Genomic DNA, 17793 nt, shown 5'->3' on the forward strand with positions numbered 1-17793 from the left:
GCGGTTCAGCGCTCGCGGCGCCGCCGTACCAGGTGCCGGGCGACGAACCCCGCGACGACGAGGGCGGCTGCGACGAGGACGTACAGCTGGTAGCGCCTGATCTCGTCGTAGACGGCGGTGATGTTGCTGCCCGCCAGGTAGGCCAGGGTCGTCCACAGGCCGACCCACAGGGCCGCGCCGAGGGCGTTGAAGGCGAGGAAGCGGCGCCAGCGCATGCCGGTCGTGCCCGCGATGATGCCGTTGGCCTGCCGCAGGCCCTCCACGAACCGGGCCACTGTGACGATCTTGCCGCCGTGCCGGTCGAAGAACGCCTCGGCGGCCGCCAACCGCTTGGGCGTCAGGAAGACGTAGGGTCCCCAACGGTTGACGAACGCCCGTCCGCCGGCCCGGCCGATGAGATAGCCGATGTTGTCCCCGGCGACGGCCGCGGCGAAGGCGATGACCGCCACGGCCGCGATGTCCAGCCGTCCCGTGCCCGCGTAGACACCCGCCGCGAGGAGGATGGTCTCGCCGGGCGCGGGGATTCCGAAGTCCTCCACGAGGACGACGGCCCCGACGGCCCAGTAGCCGTAGTGGCCGAGCAGCGGCTCCAGGTGGGCCAGCGGTCCCGGGAGGGGAGGCGACATGCCTCCACCGTACGTCGGGGGCGCCGGGTCACCCGGGCCTGCGTCAGGCCGGGGGACCGGGGCCTCGTCCTGCGCGGCGACGTTCACCGCCCCCGTGCCGATCCTGGCCGCCCGGGACACCGAGCGGCTCGTCCAGCGGATGACCGGCCGCTCGGACCGGCGTGCGGCGCCTCGGACCGAGGCCCTATGAGGGGGAGCCTGCGATGCCCTCGTCGTCGGCGGGGTCGGGCTGGCACGCGTGGCACAGCTCGTGTTCCCCGTCGCGGGTGACGACGGTGCCCCAGCCGAGGCACTGCTCGCAGTCGCGGGCGAGGCCCAGGTCAGGGTGGGGAGGCAGCAGGTGGCTGCGGTGGGCTGCGTAAGCCATACGGGGAGCGGCTCCTTGATATCGCGGGGACGTCGCGAGGGAAGGGATGACAACGCTGTCCGAATGGCTTCCATTATGTCCTACTTTTCACTTATGTCTGTGACCTGGGTCACATTGGGCGGAGCGGTCACGGTTTCCTCAGTCGAGGTTTCCCAGCCGGGCGTCCCGCCACAGGTCCACGCCGCCGTCGGTCGCGTACGTGTCGATCTCGGCCAGTTCCTCGCCGGTGAAGTCGAGGTTCTCCAGCGCGGCGACGTTCTGCTCCAGCTGCTCGACCCGGGAGGCGCCGATGACGAGGGACGTCACCCGCTCGTCCCGCAGCGCCCAGGCCAGCGCCAGCTGGGCCAGGCTCTGCCCGCGCCGGGCCGCGATGTCGTTCAGGGCGCGCAGCCGGCCGCGCATCTCGTCCGTCAGCCAGGAAGCGTCCAGTGAGGTCCCGCGTGCGGCCCGGGAGTCCTGCGGGACGCCCTCCAGGTAGCGGCCCGTGAGCAGTCCCTGGGCGAGCGCGGTGAATCCGATGACCCCGAAGCCCTCGTCCCGGGCCGCGTCCAGCAGGCCGTCGGTCTCGATCCAGCGGTTGAGCATGCTGTACGACGGCTGGTGGATCAGCAGCGGGGTGCCGAGGTCGCGCAGGATCGCGGCGGCCTGCCGGGTGCGCTCGGCGTCGTAGGAGGAGATGCCCACGTACAGGGCCTTGCCCTGGCGGACGGCGGTGTCGAGCGCGCCCATGGTCTCCTCCAGCGGCGTGCTCGCGTCCAGCCGGTGGGAGTAGAAGATGTCCACGTGGTCCAGGCCCATCCGGCTGAGCGACTGGTCCAGCGAGGCCAGCAGGTACTTGCGGGAGCCGCCGCCCTGCCCGTAGGGGCCGGGCCACATGTCCCAGCCCGCCTTGGTGGAGACGACCAGCTCGTCCCGGTACGGCGCCAGGTCCCGCCGCATGAGCCGGCCGAAGTTGCTCTCGGCTGCGCCGTACGGCGGGCCGTAGTTGTTGGCCAGGTCGTGATGGGTGATTCCGAGGTCGAAGGCGCGCAGCGCGATCTCGCGCTGTGTCTCGAACGGGCGGTCGTCGCCGAAGTTGTGCCAGTAGCCCAGGGACAGGACCGGCAGATCCAGTCCGGAACGGCCGGTGCGCCGGTAGCGCATGCTGCCGTCGTAGCGAGCGGGGTCCGCGACGTACGTCATCGGGTCTTCTCCGGGTGGTGCCGTAGGGGTGCCCCTGCGTGTGCGCACGGGCCCGTCCACCCTGCTCCCCGGCGCTTCGCAAGTCCAACCGCCGTCCCGGATGGGATTGAGTGGTTCCGTTTCTGAATCGAGCAGTGGGGCAGGCGGTGATCAACGGAGCGAGAGGAAGGAGGCGCTCGTGAGCGGTGCGACGCCCGGTGGGGACGTGACGTCCGGTCAGGAACCGAACGCCCGGAGCAGGTCGCGGGTGCCCAAGGCGGTGGCGCGGCTGCCGCACCAGGTCCGGGAGGAGCTGACCCGCAGGCTCCGCCGCAACCGTGGGGCCTTCCGCACGGACGACGTCCAGGTCGTCGAGCCTCCGCTGCTCCGGCGCGCCGTCGGCGCCTCCGCGCTCGGCAACTGCATGGAGTGGTTCGACTTCGGTGTCTACAGCTACCTCGCCGCGACCATCGGCAAGGTGTTCTTCCCGGGCGCCTCTCCGGCCGCCCAGGTCATCTCCTCGTTCGCGACGTTCGCCGCCGCCTTCGTCGTCCGCCCCCTCGGCGGGCTGGTCTTCGGGCCGCTCGGCGACCGGATCGGACGGCAGAAGGTGCTCGCCACCACCATGATCATGATGGCGCTGGGCACCTTCGCCATCGGAGTCATCCCCGGGTACGCCACCATCGGCATCGCCGCGCCCGTGCTGCTCCTGCTGGCCCGTATGGTCCAGGGTTTCTCCACCGGCGGCGAGTACGGCGGGGCGACCACCTTCGTCGCCGAGTACTCCCCGGACCGCCGGCGCGGCTTCCTCTCCAGCTGGCTCGACTTCGGCACCTTCGTCGGCTACGCCCTCGGCTCCGCGCTGGTCACCGCGCTCAACCTGGCCCTGACGGACGACCAGATGCTCTCCTGGGGCTGGCGCGTGCCGTTCCTGATCGCCGGCCCGCTCGGCGTGATCGGCCTGTACATGCGGATGAAACTGGAGGAGTCCCCGGCCTTCCAGCAGCAGCTGGACGACCACGAGAAGGCCCTGGCGCAGGAGTCCGCGGGCAGCGAGTTCAAGGACATCGTCCGCAACCACTGGCCCGCCCTGCTCGTCTGCATGGGCCTGGTGCTGCTCTACAACGTCACCAACTACATGGTCACCGGCTATCTGCCGACCTATCAGACCGAGACCCTGCACCGTTCCAGCGGCTCCGCGGACCTGCTGGTGCTCGTCGGCATGCTGTGGATCGTCGTCCTGATCACCTTCCTCGGCCGGCTGAGCGACCGCGTGGGCCGACGGCCGCTCTACGCCGTCGCCGCCGTGGCGATGATCGTGCTCGCCGTCCCCGCCTTCCTGCTGATCAAGGTGCACGGCACCTGGCCGCCGATCCTCGGGGTGCTGCTCCTGTCCACCCTGCTGGCCTGCTTCGCCGCACCCAGTGCGGCCACGCTGCCCGCCCTCTTCCCGACCGCCGTCCGCTACGCGGCCATGGGTATCGGCTTCAACATCGCCGTGGCCGCGTTCGGCGGCACCACCCCGCTGGTCACCGCCGCGCTGGTCGACCTCACCGGTGACGACCTCATGCCCGCCTACTACCTGATGCTGGCCGGCGTCATCGGACTGATCACCGTCAAGTTCCTGCCGGAGAGCGCCCAGGTGCCGCTGAAGGGCTCCCAGCCGATGGTGGGTTCCCGGGAGGAGCGGGGCCAGCTCATCTCCACGTCGGAGGAGCTGTACGCCTTCACGAAGGAGCGGGAGGAGGCCCGGCGCGGCTGAGCCGCGGGGACTTCCGGGGTCCGAGTGGGGGGCCCGAGGGGGAGTTGTCCGATCCTACGAACTTCTCGCCTGCCGGGTTACCGGCGCCCACCGTGTTTGATAGGAAACTTTCCTACCAGTACCGGTACGGACCAACTCGCCACCCCCCACTCCCACTTGGAGCCCCTGTGGTGCACGCAGACCGCGCAACAGCGACCCCCGCCCACCTCTCACGCCGGGCCGTCGTGGCCGCGCTGGGCGCCGCCGCCTCCGGCGTCCTGCTCGGCGTCGCCCCCGCGACCGCGGCCCGGGCCGCCGCGCCGGGCCTGGACGACCCGGCGAAGAAGGAGATCGCCATGAAGCTGGTGTCGAGCGCGGAGAACTCCTCGCTCGACTGGAAGGCCCAGTACAAGTACATCGAGGACATCGGCGACGGCCGTGGCTACACCGCCGGCATCATCGGCTTCTGCTCCGGCACCGGCGACATGCTCGACCTCGTCCAGCTCTACACCGACCGCAAGCCCGGCAACGTCCTCGCCAAGTACCTGCCCGCCCTGCGCAGGGTCGACGGCACCGACTCGCACTCCGGCCTGGACCCGAACTTCCCCAAGGACTGGCGCACGGCCGCCCAGGACACCGCCTTCCAGCAGGCCCAGAACGACGAGCGCGACCGCGTGTACTTCAACCCCGCGGTCGCCCAGGGCAGGGCCGACGGGCTGCGCGCCCTCGGCCAGTTCACCTACTACGACGCCATCGTCATGCACGGCGACGGCGACGACCCGACCAGCTTCCGCAACATACGCAAGCGCGCCCTGCGCAGCGCCAAGCCGCCGGCCCAGGGCGGCAACGAGACGACGTACCTCAACGCCTTCCTGGACGCCCGGGTGTGGGCCATGAAGCAGGAGGAGGCGCACAGCGACACCAGCAGGGTCGACACCGAGCAGCGGGTCTTCCTGCGCAAGGGCAACCTCGACCTGAACACCCCGCTCGACTGGCAGGTGTACGGGGACAGTTATCACATCGGCTGACGCGGCGGACTCACGAGGCGTGCGGCAGGCCGGAGGGCGCGGCGACCGGGCCCCCGGAGCCCGTCCCCCCGGCCTGCCGTGCGGTCAGGCGCCGCTCGCGCGCCGGACGGCGAGGACGAGGCCGGGGGGCTCTGACGGTGGGTTCGGACACGGCGACGGACCTGCCTGTCATGAGGCGGTACGCAGGGACACGGTGCCGCGGCGATCAGCGGATGAGCGGATCACAGGGCAGCCGGGCCGGCTGCACCCGGCCGGGCGGGGCGCACTCGCATGACACGCCCCTGACGAGGAAAGATGAGGTGAGCGAACGACCCCACCGATGCGGAGGAACGGACTCATGCCGCACGAGCGAGCAGGCCGGCCGGCCGGTCCCGAGGACCTTGTCGACGTGGCCCGGCTGGTCACGGCGTACTACACGCTGCACCCCGACCCGGCCGACCCGGGGCAGCGGGTGGCGTTCGGCACCTCGGGGCACCGCGGTTCGTCCCTGGCCGGCGCCTTCAACGAGGACCACATCGCCGCCACCAGCCAGGCCATCTGCGAATACCGCGCCGCCCAGGGCACGGACGGCCCGCTCTTCCTCGGCGCCGACACCCACGCCCTGTCGGAACCGGCGAAGGCCACCGCGCTGGAGGTCTTCGCCGCCAACGAGGTGACCGTGCTCGTCGACAGCGCGGACGGCTACACGCCCACCCCGGCCGTCTCGCACGCGATCCTGACGTACAACCGGGGCCGTACCTCCGGCCTCGCCGACGGCGTGGTCGTCACCCCGTCGCACAACCCGCCCGCCGACGGCGGCTTCAAGTACAACCCGCCGAGCGGCGGCCCGGCGGCCTCCGACGCGACCTCCTGGATCCAGGACCGCGCCAACCAGATCGTCACCGGCGGCCTGAAGGACGTACGCCGGCTGCCCTACGCCCGCGCGCTCGCCGCGGACACCACCCAGTGGTACGACTTCCTGGGCACGTACGTCGCCGACCTGCCGGGGGTGCTGGACCTGGACGCCGTCCGCGGGGCCGGCGTGCGCATCGGCGCCGACCCGCTCGGCGGGGCCTCCGTCGCCTACTGGGGCCGGATCGCCGAGCAGCACGGCATCGACCTGACCGTGGTCAACCCGCACACCGACCCCACCTGGCGGTTCATGACGCTGGACTGGGACGGCCAGATCCGCATGGACTGCTCCTCGCCGTACGCGATGGCCTCCCTCATCGAGCAGCGCGACCGCTTCCGCATCGCCACCGGCAACGACGCCGACGCCGACCGGCACGGCATCGTCACCCCGGACGCCGGCCTGATGAACCCCAACCACTACCTCGCCGTCGCCATCTCCTACCTCTACCGGCACCGCGACCAGTGGCCGGACACCGCGGGCATCGGCAAGACCCTCGTCTCCTCCACCATGATCGACCGGGTCGCCGCCGATCTCGGCCGGCGGCTGGTCGAGGTACCGGTCGGGTTCAAGTGGTTCGTGGACGGACTGGCCGGCGGCGACCTCGGATTCGGCGGCGAGGAGTCGGCCGGCGCGTCCTTCCTGCGCCGCGACGGCTCGGTGTGGACCACCGACAAGGACGGCATCCTCCTGGCCCTCCTCGCCGCCGAGATCACGGCCGTCACCGACAAGACCCCCTCGGAGCACTACGCCGACCTCACCGCCCGCTTCGGCGCCCCCGCCTACGCCCGCATCGACGCTCCCGCCACCCGCGAACAGAAGGCCCTGCTCGGCAAGTTGTCGCCGGCCCAGGTCACCGCGGACACGCTGGCCGGGGAGGCGGTCACGGCCGTCCTCACCGAGGCCCCCGGCAACGGTGCCGCGATCGGCGGCATCAAGGTCACCACCGAGAACGCCTGGTTCGCCGCCCGGCCGTCGGGGACCGAGGACGTCTACAAGGTGTACGCCGAGTCCTTCCTCGGCGCCGACCACCTCGCCCGGGTACAGGAGGAGGCCCAGGCGGTGGTGCTGGCAGCGCTCGGCTCCTGACCGGACCGTGGGGCGGTCCCCGTCCCGGGGGCCGCCCGCGGGCTCAGCCGCTTCCGTGCCCCCGCTCCAGCCGGGCCAGCACCGCCTCCGCCATGGCCGCTTCCCCCTTGGCGTTGGGGTGTGCCGGGGCCGCGGGCGAGGCCGGCTGGAGCGGCTCGACCCAGCGGTCCGCGGGCGCCTTGCACATGTCGTGGCCGACCGTGGGGCCGTAGGTGTCCACGTACTCGGCCCGGTTCACAGCGGCCACCAGCCGCAGCATCAGGTTCAGCCGCTTCTCGGTGTCCCGCAGGTAGGGAAAGTCCTTCCGGGCGAACGGCACCTGCGGGAAGCAGCCGCTGCCGTCGTCGGGCAGCAGGTCCGGATAGCCGACGACGAGCACCCGGGCGTGCGGGGCCCGGGCACGCACCTCCCGCAGCACCCGGTCGACCTTCGGCGCGGTCCGCGCGATGTCCAGGGTCAGCCGGTCATAGCCGGACGCCTGGTAGGAGCGCTCGCAGGGGTTGCCCGCCGGGTCCTGGGCGGCGAGGCGGGCGCAGGTGCCGATGATGGTGCCGAAACCGACGTCGTTGCCGCCGATCTGCAGGCTCACCAGGTCCGTGTGCCGGTCCAGGGCGTCCAGCTGGGGCGGATTGCCGCCCTGTGCCCGCCACATCTCGGCGGTCGTGGCCCCGCCGCAGCTCACGTCCGTGAACGCGGCCGTCCTGTGCCGGTCGGCCACGAGCGAGGGGTAGTTGTGGTCCGAGCGGGCACATTCGGCGTTCACCTGCGTAGGTATGCCGGGGCCCGAGGTGTAGGAGTCGCCGAGCGCGACGTAGGCGACGTCGCGGCCGGGTCCGGCCGGGTGCGCCGCGGCCGGTGTCGTGCCGGCCGCGACCAGGGCGCATCCGCTCAGCGCGGCCCCCAGCACGGCGGCCCGCCGCCGTCCTCTCACCCGGTCCGCCGGACGCGTCTGGTGCGTCATGAATCCTCCCCCTGACCCGCTGCATCGCGCGGTGGCGGCCATGGGACGGCGGCCGTCGCGCGTTCGACTGGGCCTGTATACCGTCCGGTAGGTCTCGCCGACCAGAAGCGGGAAGCAACGAGTTCAGGGGGAGGGTGCTGTCAACTGCTCGGGGAGAGCGGGGGGTTCAGACCACGGGCACCTGCTCCGCCGAGGCGGACGTCAGGAGCAGGGAGTCGTCCTCCGGCCGGGCGCCGGACAGGCGGTGGCGCGCGGCGATCAGAGCCATGTCGACATCCCGGGTGCCGGTGGCCACGCACAGGGTATAGGAGATGTCCGCGAGCCGCTGCCGGGCCTGAGGAGTGCTCTCCTCGGCCCCCAGCAGGGTGAGGGCCTCGTACTGAGCGATGAGGTCCTTCAGTACCGCGGGGTGTGCCATGAGCATGCGTTCCGCCTCCCTGGTGCGTCGCGCCGATGTACGAAATCGCTGCGCGAATACCCGCATCGACGCCGCGCATGCCCCGCTCGGTCGATCACGCGGGCGTCCCACCCCCATGCGCCGCCCGGTCCGCCCGGTCCGCCAGGTCCGCCCCGTCCGTCCGGCCCCGGCCGACCGGGCGGACCGGTGCCGGGGAGCCGGGCCGACGACGGCGCGCCGCTCTGTGTCACCCGGTCGGGTGCTCTCCGCGCGGTATCCGTCCGAGCGGGCGTGTCGTCGTGATCTTTCCGTGATCATGCCCCTGTGAGTCTGCAACGTCGAGGTGCCCTGAGCCAACGCGTCGTTCCGACCGTGCTCGGCACCCTCAGTGTCCTGTCCCTGTTGTCCGCCCTGCCCGCCTCCGCCCAGCCCGCCCACCGGGACGACCGGCCCGCCGCGCCGCCGCCCCGGCAGATCACCGCGGCGGAGGCGCGCACGGACGACTACCTGCGTGCGCTGCGCGACCGGCCCGCGGCCCTGCGCGACTTCTTCCGGCAGCTCCCCAAGGGCGGGGACCTGCACAACCACCTCTCCGGCGCGGTGTCCACGGAGTACCTGATCGAGCTGGCCGCCGAGGACGGCCTGTGCGTCGACACCGCGACGCTGACCGCCGTCGCCCCGCCCTGCGGCGCCGGCACCCGCCCCGCCGCCGACGCGCGCACCGACCGCGTCTTCCGCGCCGCGCTGATCCGCGCCTGGTCCATGGAGGACTTCCCGCCCGGCCAGAACGGACACGACCACTTCTTCGACACCTTCGGCAAGTTCGGCGAGGTCACCTGGCGGCACCGGGGCAAGCTGCTCGCCGAGGTCGCCGACGCCGTCGTCCGCAACAACCAGTTCTACCTGGAGACGATGGTCACCCCCGCCTCCGACGGCGCGAAGAAGCTCGCCGCGCAGGTCGGCTGGGACGACGACCTGGCCGCCCTGCACCGCGAATTGGTCGCGGGCGGCAAGCTGGACAGGCTGGTCGCCGAGGCCCGCGAGGAGGCCGACGACGGCGACGCCGAGTTCCGCGCCACCGAGCACTGCGGCACCCCGTCGGCGCGGCCCGCCTGCGGCCTCACCGTCCGCTGGATCTCCCAGGCGTCCCGGAGCAGTGCGCCGGAGCGGGTCTTCACCCAGCTCGCCCTCGGCATGCGGCTGGCCGAGGCGGACCCGCGGTTCGTCGCCGTGAACCTCGTGCAGCCCGAGGACTGGGACAGCTCCCTGCGCGACTACAGCCTGCAGATGCGCATGGTGGGCTATCTGCGCACCCAGTACCCGAGGGCCCACGTCACCCTGCACGCGGGCGAGCTGTGGCCCGGGCTGGTCAAGCCCGAGGACCTGAAGTTCCACGTCAAGGAGGCCGTGGGCGTCGCCCGCACCGAGCGGGTCGGACACGGCGTCGACCTCGTCCACGAGGACGACTGGCAGCGCACCGCACGCACCATGGCGGACCGCGAGGTGGCGGTGGAGGTGCCCTTCTCCAGCAACGCCCAGATCCTGGGCGTCAAGGGCGCCGACCACCCCTTCGGCACCTACCGGCGCTACGGCGTCCCGGTCGTCCTCGCCACGGACGACCCCGGGGTCTCCCGGATCGACATCAGCCACGAGTACCGGTACGCCGCCGCCACCTACGGGTTGCGGTATCCCGAGCTGAAGGATCTGGCCCGCGCGTCCCTGGAGTACGGCTTCCTGCCCGGGGCGAGCCTGTGGCAGGGGAACCCCACGGCCGCCGGTTACCGCCCGGTCTCCGCGTGCCGTGCCGAACACCCCGGACTGCCCGTGCGCGGCGCGGCCTGCCGGCACCTGCTCGCGAAGAGCGCCAGGGCCCGTCTCGAATGGCACCAGGAGGCCGCCTTCGCCGCCTTCGAACGGGCCCACGCCCGCTGGGCCCGCTGACCGCGCCCGGCCACGCCGGGACGGCCGGCCCACGGTCCCTCCCGGCGGGGCCGCGACTGCGCGGAATCCACGGCCATGTCCTCCCGGCACCCCGGCCGAACCGGGCGGCCGGTGCAGGGCACCCCGGCCGGAAGACACTCTTTGGCCGACAATGATCCCTCACCACAAGCGGACACCCTGATTCCGCCGCGGTGGGGAGGTCTCCTCCGAGCCAATACCGTGCCGCGCTCCAGGGGTCCGGCTCAGCCCGTGGCTCCCCTCCGTCACCCGGCCCGGGCGTGCGCGTATGCGACGGGTGACGGACCGTCACGACAACTCCGCAGGTTCTTCACAGGGCAATCACTTTCGGCCGTCCCGGGTTCGCGTCCGACGCGGCGGTGCAGACGCCGCGCCGGACGCGTGCCTAGCCTCCCGGGCCATGCGATCTTCTCTGCCGAGACGCCTCGGTCTCACCGCCGCCCTCGCCTTCCTCCTCGCGGTCTTCGGCCTCGCCCCGAGCGCGAGCGCCGACCCCGCGCCGGCCGCGCTGACCTTCGCCACCGACAGTGCCACCACCACCCCCGGTGGCACGGTGAACCTGTCGATGACGATCACCAACAACAAGACCTACGACGTCTGGTTCGTGTACCAGACCATCGACCCGACCTGGCTGACCACCCAGCGCCCGGACCTGAAGTACAGCTTCACCGGCTGCAATCTGGCCACGGCGAGCGGCAGCACCCCCTGTTCCGGCACCGGTCCGAGCAACCTCGGCGGCAACTACGGCGCCACCATCCCGCCCGGTCAGAGCCGGACCGTCACGCTGACCCTCCAGGTCGCCGCCGACTCCGGCTGCAACGGCAACATCGGCTTCTACTCGTACTTCTACGCCGAGTTCAGCGACAGCACCAACACCAACGGCGGGCCCGTGTACACCCCTGAGACCCGGGTCCTCTGCGCCTGACGGACCTGCTGGTTCCGCGGCCCGGATGACCGGAATCGATTTCCGAACAAATGTCCCGCGCGGAACGGATCACGACTCGTCGCCCGGCGGACCGTCACGGTCCGCCGGTTCGTCGTAGGGCGGCCGAACCCGGCCGGACCCGGCCTTTCGTCGCGAACCCCGATGCCCCGGGGACGTGAAAACGGTCTTCCAGGTTGCCTCGGGATGCGGTTGGACACCTGCGCTTTTCCGTCAGGTTTCGTAACTCGACCACAAAAGCTACACAGATGCCTCACCATGTGTGACGCGACGAATGCGTCGACGACCGGCTTCTGAGGGGGACGCCGGCGTCACGCCAGGGGGTGCGTCCGCTCCATGGGAGCCGTACTCACCCCTGCCCGGGGAGGGGACTTCACCGCATGAAGCGGACCATACGCACCACCGCGCTGACGGTGGGCGCGCTGATCGCCGCGCTCGGCCTTCAGGCCGGCCCGGCACAGGCCGACGCCACGGCACCGCGCGTCGACCTCAGAGTCCTGGTGGTGAGCGACGGTGGTCCGGCCACCGACGCCATCGCCGCCGAACTCGACGCCGCCGGAACGCCGTACACGAAGGTCGACCTCACACGCTCCGACCGGCCCACCATCGACGCGGGATTCCTCGCCGACACCGTCGGCGGCCGGCCGCGCGCCAAGTTCCAGGCCGTCGTCCTGCCCAACGACAACCCGTTCTCGGCCGGTTCGAGCGAGATGGCCGCGCTCACCGCCTACGAGAAGACGTACGCGATCCCGCAGGTCGACGCCTACACCTACGCCCGGCCCCAGGTCGGCCTCCAGGTCCCCACCTCCGGCGGCTACTCGGGGAGCATCGACGGCGTCCAGGCCCAGGTCACCGCGGCCGGGAAGTCCGGGCCCTTCGGCTACCTCGACGGGGCGGTGCCGTTCGAGGACAACTCGCCCACCGTCGGCGAGAGTTACGCCTACCTGTCGGCGCCCGCCGCCGGCGCCGACTTCACCCCCTACGTGCAGGCCGCCGTCCCGGGCACCACCGAGCAGGGCTCCCTGGTCGGCGAGTACCGGCACGACAGCCGGCGCGAACTGGTCGTCACCTTCGTCTACAACCAGTACCAGCAGCAGTTCCGGCTGCTGGCCCGCGGGATCGTCGAGTGGATGACCGGCGGGGTGCACCTCGGCGCCTCCCGCAACTACTTCGCCGTCCACGTGGACGACGTGTTCGCCGCCGACGACCGCTGGGACACCCAGCTCAACTGCACCCCCGGCGACGTCGACTGTGCGGTCGGCGCGGGCACGCCCAACCCGATCCGGATGACCCCGGCGGACGTCGACCACGCCACCGCCTGGCAGAACAGCCACGGCTTCACCCTCGACCTGGTCTACAACGGCGCGGGCAGCATCGACCAGCGTGAGGACAACAACGGCGTCGACCAGCTCGCCGACAAGCTGATCGCCGACCGCGACCGGTTCCGCTGGGTCAACCACACCTACACGCATGCCTTCCTCGGCTGCGAGCAGAACGTCACCGTCGTTCCGTGGACGTGCCGGACCAACGCCGACGGCAGCACCGCGTGGGTCAGCCGCGCCACGATCGACTACGAGATCGCCACCAACCGCGCCTGGGGCCAGGCCGCCGGACTCCCGTTGCAGACAGACGAGTTGGTCACCGGTGAGCACTCCGGACTGAAGATCCTGCCGCAGCAGCCGCAGGACAACCCCAATCTGGCGCTCTCACTCGCCGACGACGGCGTCAAGTGGCTCGCCTCCGACAACTCCCGCGACCCCGAGCAGCGTCAGGTCGGCCCGGCCACCACGGTCTCCCGCTACCCGATGAACGTCTTCTACAACGCGGGCCGGGCCGCCGAGCAGGTGGACGAGTACAACTGGCTCTACACCAGCCGCGCCCAGGGTGGCAGCGGCATCTGCGAGGACAACCCGGCCACCACCACCTGCCTGCCGGCCCCGCTGAACACCGGCACCGGCTACAGCGGCTACATCGTGCCCCTGGAGACCCGGATCGCCCTCGGACACGTGCTGTCCAACGATCCCAAGCCGCACTTCATCCACCAGTCCAACCTCGCCGAGGACCGCATCGCCTACCCCGTCCTCGACGGCGTCCTGGACGGCTACGACGCCCTGTTCGCGACCGACACCCCCGTCGTGAACCTGCGGATGAAGGACATCGGCGCCGAACTCCAGCACCGCGCCGCCTGGAAGAGCGCCGTGCAGGCCGACCGGATCACCGCCTACCGCATCGGCGACACCGTCACCGTGCAGGGGCCGACCGGCACCGCCGTCCCGGCGACCCTGCCCAGCGGCACCACCTTCGGCGGCAACGCCTTCGGCACGGCCTACGCCGGCGCGCTGTCCGGCTGGACCACCTCCTCCGGCACCGCGCTCACCTTCACCCTGCCGGCGCCCCCGGCCGCGGCACCGGCCGTGACCGCGGACAACGCCGCCGCGGCCACCGCCCCGGCCCCGGACACCGAGGTCCCCGCAGGCGTGACCGAGCAGATGCCGTACACCCCGGACAGCTGAACGGCGCACCGATCCCAGGGCCCGCCCGCACCTCCCGCCCGTAGTCGACGGGAGGCGCTCGGACGGGCCCGGATCCCGGCCGTCCATCGGCCGCCGGCACCCGCACGACCACCCCACACCTCGGCCGTGGAGCCCCATCGATGCACGTTCACCACGGCGCCCGCCGCACCGGCGCGGCGCACGTCACCCTGCTCACCGAAGGCACCTACCCGCACAGCCATGGCGGCGTCAGTGTCTGGTGCGACCAACTCGTCCAGGGCATGCCCGACCTCGACTTCGACGTCATCGCCGTCACCGGCACCGGACGCGAACCCGTCGTCTGGGACCTGCCCGCCCACGTCCACGACGTGCTCTCCGTGCCCATGTGGGGAGCCCCGCCCGAGGGCCGGCCACCCCGGGGCCGGGCCCTCGGCCGGCTCGCCGCCGCCTACGAACGCTTCCTGACCGCGCTGCTCGACCCGCACGCCGAGGGCCAGTTCCCGCCGGCGCTGTACACGATGGCCAGGGCCGCCGCCGACGGCACGCTCAGCCCGTTCCTCCGCGGCGACCGGGCCATCACGATCCTCGCCGGGGTCTGGAACCGCCCGGGGCTGGCCGCCCGCGAGGCCCGGCCCACCCTGCACGACGCGGTCACCGCCACCGCCCTGCTGGAACACGCCCTGCGTCCGCTCGCCGCACCCCTGCCCCGGCACGGCGTGGCCCACGCCGTCAGCGGCGGGGTGGCGGTGCTGCCCGGCCTTGCCGGCCTGGAGCGGCACGGGGTCCCGCTGCTGCTCACCGAACACGGCGTCTACCTGCGCGAACGGTACCTCGGCTACCGCACCGCGCCCTACCGCTGGCCGGTGAAGGCCCTCGTCCTCGGCTTCTTCCGGCTGCTGGCCGAGGAGAGCTACCGCCGGGCCGCCCTGATCACCCCCGGCAACCGCTACAACCGGCTCTGGGAGGAACAGGGCGGCGCCGACCCCGAGGCCATCCGCACCGTCTACAACGGCGTGGACCCGACCGCGTTCCCGCCCGCCGGACCCGAGCCCGACGTGCCCACGCTCAGCTGGGCCGGCCGCGTCGACCCCATCAAGGACCTGGAGACCCTCATCCGCGCCTTCGCCCTGGTCCGCAAGGAGATACCGGAGGCCCGGCTGCGGCTCTTCGGCGGCACACCGCGCGGCGGGGAGGCGTACCGGGAACGCTGCGAGGCCCTCGCCGCCGAACTGGGGCACGCGGACGCCGTCACCTTCGAGGGCCGGGTCGACGACATCAAGGACGCCTACGCGGCCGGGAACGTCGTGATGCTCTCCAGTATCAGCGAGGGCTTCCCGTTCACCCTCATCGAGGCCATGTCCTGCGGCCGGGCGACCGTGTCCACGGACGTGGGCGGCGTACGGGAGGCCGTGGGCGACACCGGCCTCGTCGTCCCGCCGCGCGACCCGTCCCGGATGGCGGCGGCGGCACTGGAACTGCTCGGCGACGCCGGGCGGCGCGGGGCGATGGGGGAGGCGGCCCGGCTGCGCGTCATCGACCAGTTCACCCTGCGCCAGACCATCGACACCTTCCGCGCCATATACCTCGAACTGCCCTCCCACGCCCGGCCGTTCGCGGTACCGGCCGCGCAGAGCCAGGAACTCCGGGTCGCCGCCGGGAGCCTGGCCGGATGAGCGGGCCCATGGCGCTCGAACCGGGCGGTGCCGAGCAGGACACCCTCGCACTGCGCCTCGCCGGGACGCCCGCCCGCGGCGACGACCGCACCCTGGCCCTGCGGCTGCCCGGCTTCGCCCCCGACCCGGAGGCGGTGAGCCGGCTGGCCGCCGACCTGGCCGACCGCATCGGACCCGCCGTCCACCCCTACGAGGTGGCCGCCCTGCTGGAGGCCGAGGGCCTGACCGCCGAGCAGATCAAACAGCGGTACGGCCACCCGAACCTCTTCTCCCTCGCCGCCGCGCTCTACGAGCAGGTGCCCCGGACCTTCCCGGAACCCGCACCGGCGGCCGACCCCTGGCGCCCGGACACCTTCCGCTGCCTGCTGCGCGGGGTGCTGTTCGCCCTGCCGGGCCTCGCCTACCTGCTGACCGCACCCCTGTGGCACCCCGGCCGGCACGCCGCCGCGCTGATCCTCGCGGGCCTCGTCTCGTGGGGCTGGGGCCAGGCGCTCGGCCACCGCGCCCACCTGCGGATGGCGACCGGCCGCCGGGAAGCCGGCCGCGCCCTGCTGACCGGCGCGCCGCTGGGCGCGGCCCTCGCCACGGGCGCCGCGGCCCCGCTCACCGGCGGCGGCCCGGTGCTCCTGGCGACGGCGGCCCAGTCGCTGTACCTGGCGGCGGCCGGCGTCCTGCTCGTGCTGGCCCGTGAACGGCTGCTGCTGGCCGCGCTCACCCCGCTCGTCGCGGGGGCCGCCGTACTCCCCTGGTGGGACCCCGGCACCTCCCTGCGTACCGGGCTGCCACTGCTGGCACTGCTCGCCACCCTCGCCGGCACCGGTCACGCCCTGCGCGGGGCCCTCGCCGCCCCGGCCGCGGCCGGCGGCGCCCGGCCCCGGCTGGTGTGGTCCCTGCCGTACGGGCTCTTCGGGCTGGCCGCGGGCGTGCTGGTGCTGCTGGAAGGGCGGCTCGAACCGTACGCGGTGATCGTGCTGACGGTCAGCATGGGTCCCGCCGAATGGCTGCTGTACCGCTATCGCGGCCTGTCCGTCGCGGCCTTGCGTGCCACCGCGACCCCCGCCGGATTCCTGCTGCGCTCGGCGGCCGTCCTCGGCGGCTGCCTGTTCGCCTATGTGCTGCCCCTGCTGCCCGCCGCCTACCTCACCGGCGCCGCGCCGGCCACCCTGCTGCTGCTCGCGGCCACCCTGTGGACCGCGCTGCTCCTCCAGGCGTTCGGGGCCGCCTGGCCGCCGGCCGTGATCTGCCTGGCCGCCGCCGCGGTGGCCGGCGCGGCGGCGGCGCTCGGCCTGCCGGCCGGCCCCACCGTCCTGCCGCTGTGCTGCGGCGCCGCCGTGCTGGGCCTGGTGGCGTACGCGCTGCTGCTGCTCGGCCGGCCCGCCCGGCACGCCTGATGCCGACTCCGCTCGACCAACCCACCGGAAGGACCCTTGAGTTGACCTCCGCACAGCTCGCCGCAGTCACCGGAGCCGAGGGCTTCATCGGCTCCCACCTCACCGAGGCGCTGGTCGCCTCCGGGTACCGGGTCAGGGCCATGGCCCAGTACAACTCCTTCTCCTCGTACGGCTGGCTGGAGACCCTCGCCCCGGACGTCCTGGACCAGGTGGAGATCGTCCTCGGTGACGTCCGCGACCCCGGCTCCGTCCGCGGCCTGCTCGACGGTGCCGACGTCGCCTACCACCTGGCCGCCCTGATCGCGATCCCGTACTCCTACCAGGCGCCGCACAGTTACGTGGAGACCAACGTCACCGGCACGCTCAACGTGCTGGAGGCGGTGCGGGCGCTGGGCACGCCCCGGCTGGTGCACACCTCCACCAGTGAGACCTACGGCACCGCCCGGACCGTGCCCATCACCGAGGACCACCCCATCAACACCCAGTCGCCGTACGCCGCTTCGAAGGCCGGCGGCGACCGGCTCGCCGACAGCTACCACGCGAGCTTCGGCACCCCGGTCGTCACCCTCCGGCCGTTCAACACCTTCGGGCCGCGCCAGTCGATGCGCGCGGTCATCCCGACCGTCATCGGCCAGGTGGCGGCGGGGGAGCGGACCATCACCCTCGGCGACCTGCGGCCCACCCGGGACTTCACCTTCGTCAAGGACACCGCCCAGGCGTTCCTCGCCGTGGGCAACGCGCCCGCCGAGAAGGTCGTCGGCCGCACCTTCAACGCCGGGACGGGCGGCGAGATCTCGGTCGGAGACCTCGTCGCGCTGATCGGCAAGGTCATGGACACCGCCCTCGACGTCCGCGCGGACCCCGAACGCATCCGCCCCGCCAACTCCGAGGTCATGCGGCTCGTCGCCGACGCCACCCGGCTCACCGCGGCCACCGGCTGGGGACCCGCCCACACCTTGGAGCAGGGCCTCGCCGACACCGTGGAGTTCTTCCGCGACCCGGCCAACCTGTCCCGCTACAAGACCGGCATCTACAACATCTGACCCGTCCGGCACGGTCTCGACCCAACGAAGGAG

General features: G+C 72.5%; 14 protein-coding genes. 9 read left to right on the plus strand and 5 right to left on the minus strand.

Features of this window, described 5'->3' with window-relative positions:
* Positions 1-5: 5 nt before the first annotated feature.
* The 3 genes from ACIGYR_RS14740 to mgrA all read right to left on the minus strand — a co-directional run bounded on the left by ACIGYR_RS14740 (position 6) and on the right by mgrA (position 2175).
* Positions 6-626 (minus strand): DedA family protein, encoded by a 621-nt coding sequence (locus ACIGYR_RS14740; protein WP_399599123.1) that lies wholly within the window; start codon positions 624-626, stop codon positions 6-8.
* Positions 627-810: 184 nt separating this feature from the next.
* Positions 811-993, minus strand: a complete 183-nt coding sequence (locus tag ACIGYR_RS14745; RefSeq protein WP_391842982.1) for a hypothetical protein — start codon at positions 991-993, stop codon at positions 811-813.
* A gap of 138 nt (positions 994-1131) precedes the next feature.
* Positions 1132-2175, minus strand: coding sequence for an L-glyceraldehyde 3-phosphate reductase (mgrA, locus tag ACIGYR_RS14750; protein WP_399599126.1), 1044 nt, complete (start codon positions 2173-2175; stop codon positions 1132-1134).
* A 205-nt stretch (positions 2176-2380) separates the two neighbouring features.
* On the opposite strand from mgrA, the gene ACIGYR_RS14755 reads away from it, so the two are divergent.
* The 3 genes from ACIGYR_RS14755 (at position 2381) to pgm (ending at position 6901) form a co-directional block, all read left to right on the plus strand.
* Positions 2381-3916, plus strand: coding sequence for an MFS transporter (locus ACIGYR_RS14755; protein ID WP_399600220.1), 1536 nt, complete (start codon positions 2381-2383; stop codon positions 3914-3916).
* Between the two features lie 167 nt (positions 3917-4083).
* Complete coding sequence (locus tag ACIGYR_RS14760; protein ID WP_399599129.1) at positions 4084-4923, plus strand: chitosanase; 840 nt, start codon at positions 4084-4086, stop codon at positions 4921-4923.
* 337 nt (positions 4924-5260) lie between these two features.
* Positions 5261-6901: a phosphoglucomutase (alpha-D-glucose-1,6-bisphosphate-dependent) gene (pgm, locus tag ACIGYR_RS14765; protein WP_399599132.1), complete on the plus strand. Its 1641-nt coding sequence runs from the start codon at positions 5261-5263 to the stop codon at positions 6899-6901.
* A gap of 43 nt (positions 6902-6944) precedes the next feature.
* Here pgm and ACIGYR_RS14770 read toward each other — a convergent pair whose 3' ends face one another.
* On the minus strand, positions 6945-7862 hold the full coding sequence (locus ACIGYR_RS14770; protein WP_399599134.1) for an SGNH/GDSL hydrolase family protein: 918 nt from the start codon (positions 7860-7862) through the stop codon (positions 6945-6947).
* 166 nt (positions 7863-8028) lie between these two features.
* Positions 8029-8286, minus strand: a complete 258-nt coding sequence (locus ACIGYR_RS14775; protein WP_399599137.1) for a DUF5133 domain-containing protein — start codon at positions 8284-8286, stop codon at positions 8029-8031.
* Between the two features lie 297 nt (positions 8287-8583).
* Here ACIGYR_RS14775 and ACIGYR_RS14780 point away from each other — a divergent pair, with 297 nt between their 5' ends.
* The 6 genes from ACIGYR_RS14780 to ACIGYR_RS14805 all read left to right on the plus strand — a co-directional run bounded on the left by ACIGYR_RS14780 (position 8584) and on the right by ACIGYR_RS14805 (position 17760).
* A complete protein-coding gene (locus ACIGYR_RS14780; RefSeq protein WP_399599140.1) occupies positions 8584-10200 on the plus strand; it encodes an adenosine deaminase in 1617 nt (538 codons plus the stop codon).
* A gap of 418 nt (positions 10201-10618) precedes the next feature.
* On the plus strand, positions 10619-11143 hold the full coding sequence (locus tag ACIGYR_RS14785; protein WP_399599142.1) for a hypothetical protein: 525 nt from the start codon (positions 10619-10621) through the stop codon (positions 11141-11143).
* 398 nt (positions 11144-11541) lie between these two features.
* Positions 11542-13674, plus strand: a complete 2133-nt coding sequence (locus tag ACIGYR_RS14790; RefSeq protein WP_399599145.1) for a hypothetical protein — start codon at positions 11542-11544, stop codon at positions 13672-13674.
* Between the two features lie 140 nt (positions 13675-13814).
* Positions 13815-15326 carry a GT4 family glycosyltransferase PelF gene (pelF, locus tag ACIGYR_RS14795; protein WP_391842965.1) on the plus strand — a complete coding sequence of 504 codons (1512 nt, stop codon included), beginning with the start codon at positions 13815-13817 and terminating at the stop codon, positions 15324-15326.
* The gene (locus ACIGYR_RS14800; protein WP_399599150.1) at positions 15323-16717 is read left to right on the plus strand and encodes a hypothetical protein; all 1395 of its coding nucleotides are present in this window, start codon (positions 15323-15325) and stop codon (positions 16715-16717) included. The genes pelF and ACIGYR_RS14800 overlap by 4 nt, the downstream gene beginning before the upstream one ends.
* Before the next feature lie 41 nt (positions 16718-16758).
* Positions 16759-17760, plus strand: coding sequence for a GDP-mannose 4,6-dehydratase (locus ACIGYR_RS14805; RefSeq protein WP_399599153.1), 1002 nt, complete (start codon positions 16759-16761; stop codon positions 17758-17760).
* The last annotated feature ends 33 nt before the right edge of the window (positions 17761-17793 follow it).

It is taken from the genome of Streptomyces sp. NPDC053076, from assembly GCF_044546845.1.
In the GTDB taxonomy this organism is placed as follows: domain Bacteria; phylum Actinomycetota; class Actinomycetes; order Streptomycetales; family Streptomycetaceae; genus Streptomyces.

Coding starts and splice junctions, on each gene's coding strand:
- ACIGYR_RS14790 (WP_399599145.1), top strand. CDS start 11,542: ATGAAGCGGACCATACGCACCACCGCGCTGACGGTGGGCGCGCTGATC.
- pgm (WP_399599132.1), top strand. CDS start 5,261: ATGCCGCACGAGCGAGCAGGCCGGCCGGCCGGTCCCGAGGACCTTGTC.
- ACIGYR_RS14785 (WP_399599142.1), top strand. CDS start 10,619: ATGCGATCTTCTCTGCCGAGACGCCTCGGTCTCACCGCCGCCCTCGCC.
- ACIGYR_RS14775 (WP_399599137.1), bottom strand. CDS start 8,286: ATGCTCATGGCACACCCCGCGGTACTGAAGGACCTCATCGCTCAGTAC.
- pelF (WP_391842965.1), top strand. CDS start 13,815: ATGCACGTTCACCACGGCGCCCGCCGCACCGGCGCGGCGCACGTCACC.
- mgrA (WP_399599126.1), bottom strand. CDS start 2,175: ATGACGTACGTCGCGGACCCCGCTCGCTACGACGGCAGCATGCGCTAC.
- ACIGYR_RS14740 (WP_399599123.1), bottom strand. CDS start 626: ATGTCGCCTCCCCTCCCGGGACCGCTGGCCCACCTGGAGCCGCTGCTC.
- ACIGYR_RS14770 (WP_399599134.1), bottom strand. CDS start 7,862: ATGACGCACCAGACGCGTCCGGCGGACCGGGTGAGAGGACGGCGGCGG.
- ACIGYR_RS14800 (WP_399599150.1), top strand. CDS start 15,323: ATGAGCGGGCCCATGGCGCTCGAACCGGGCGGTGCCGAGCAGGACACC.
- ACIGYR_RS14745 (WP_391842982.1), bottom strand. CDS start 993: ATGGCTTACGCAGCCCACCGCAGCCACCTGCTGCCTCCCCACCCTGAC.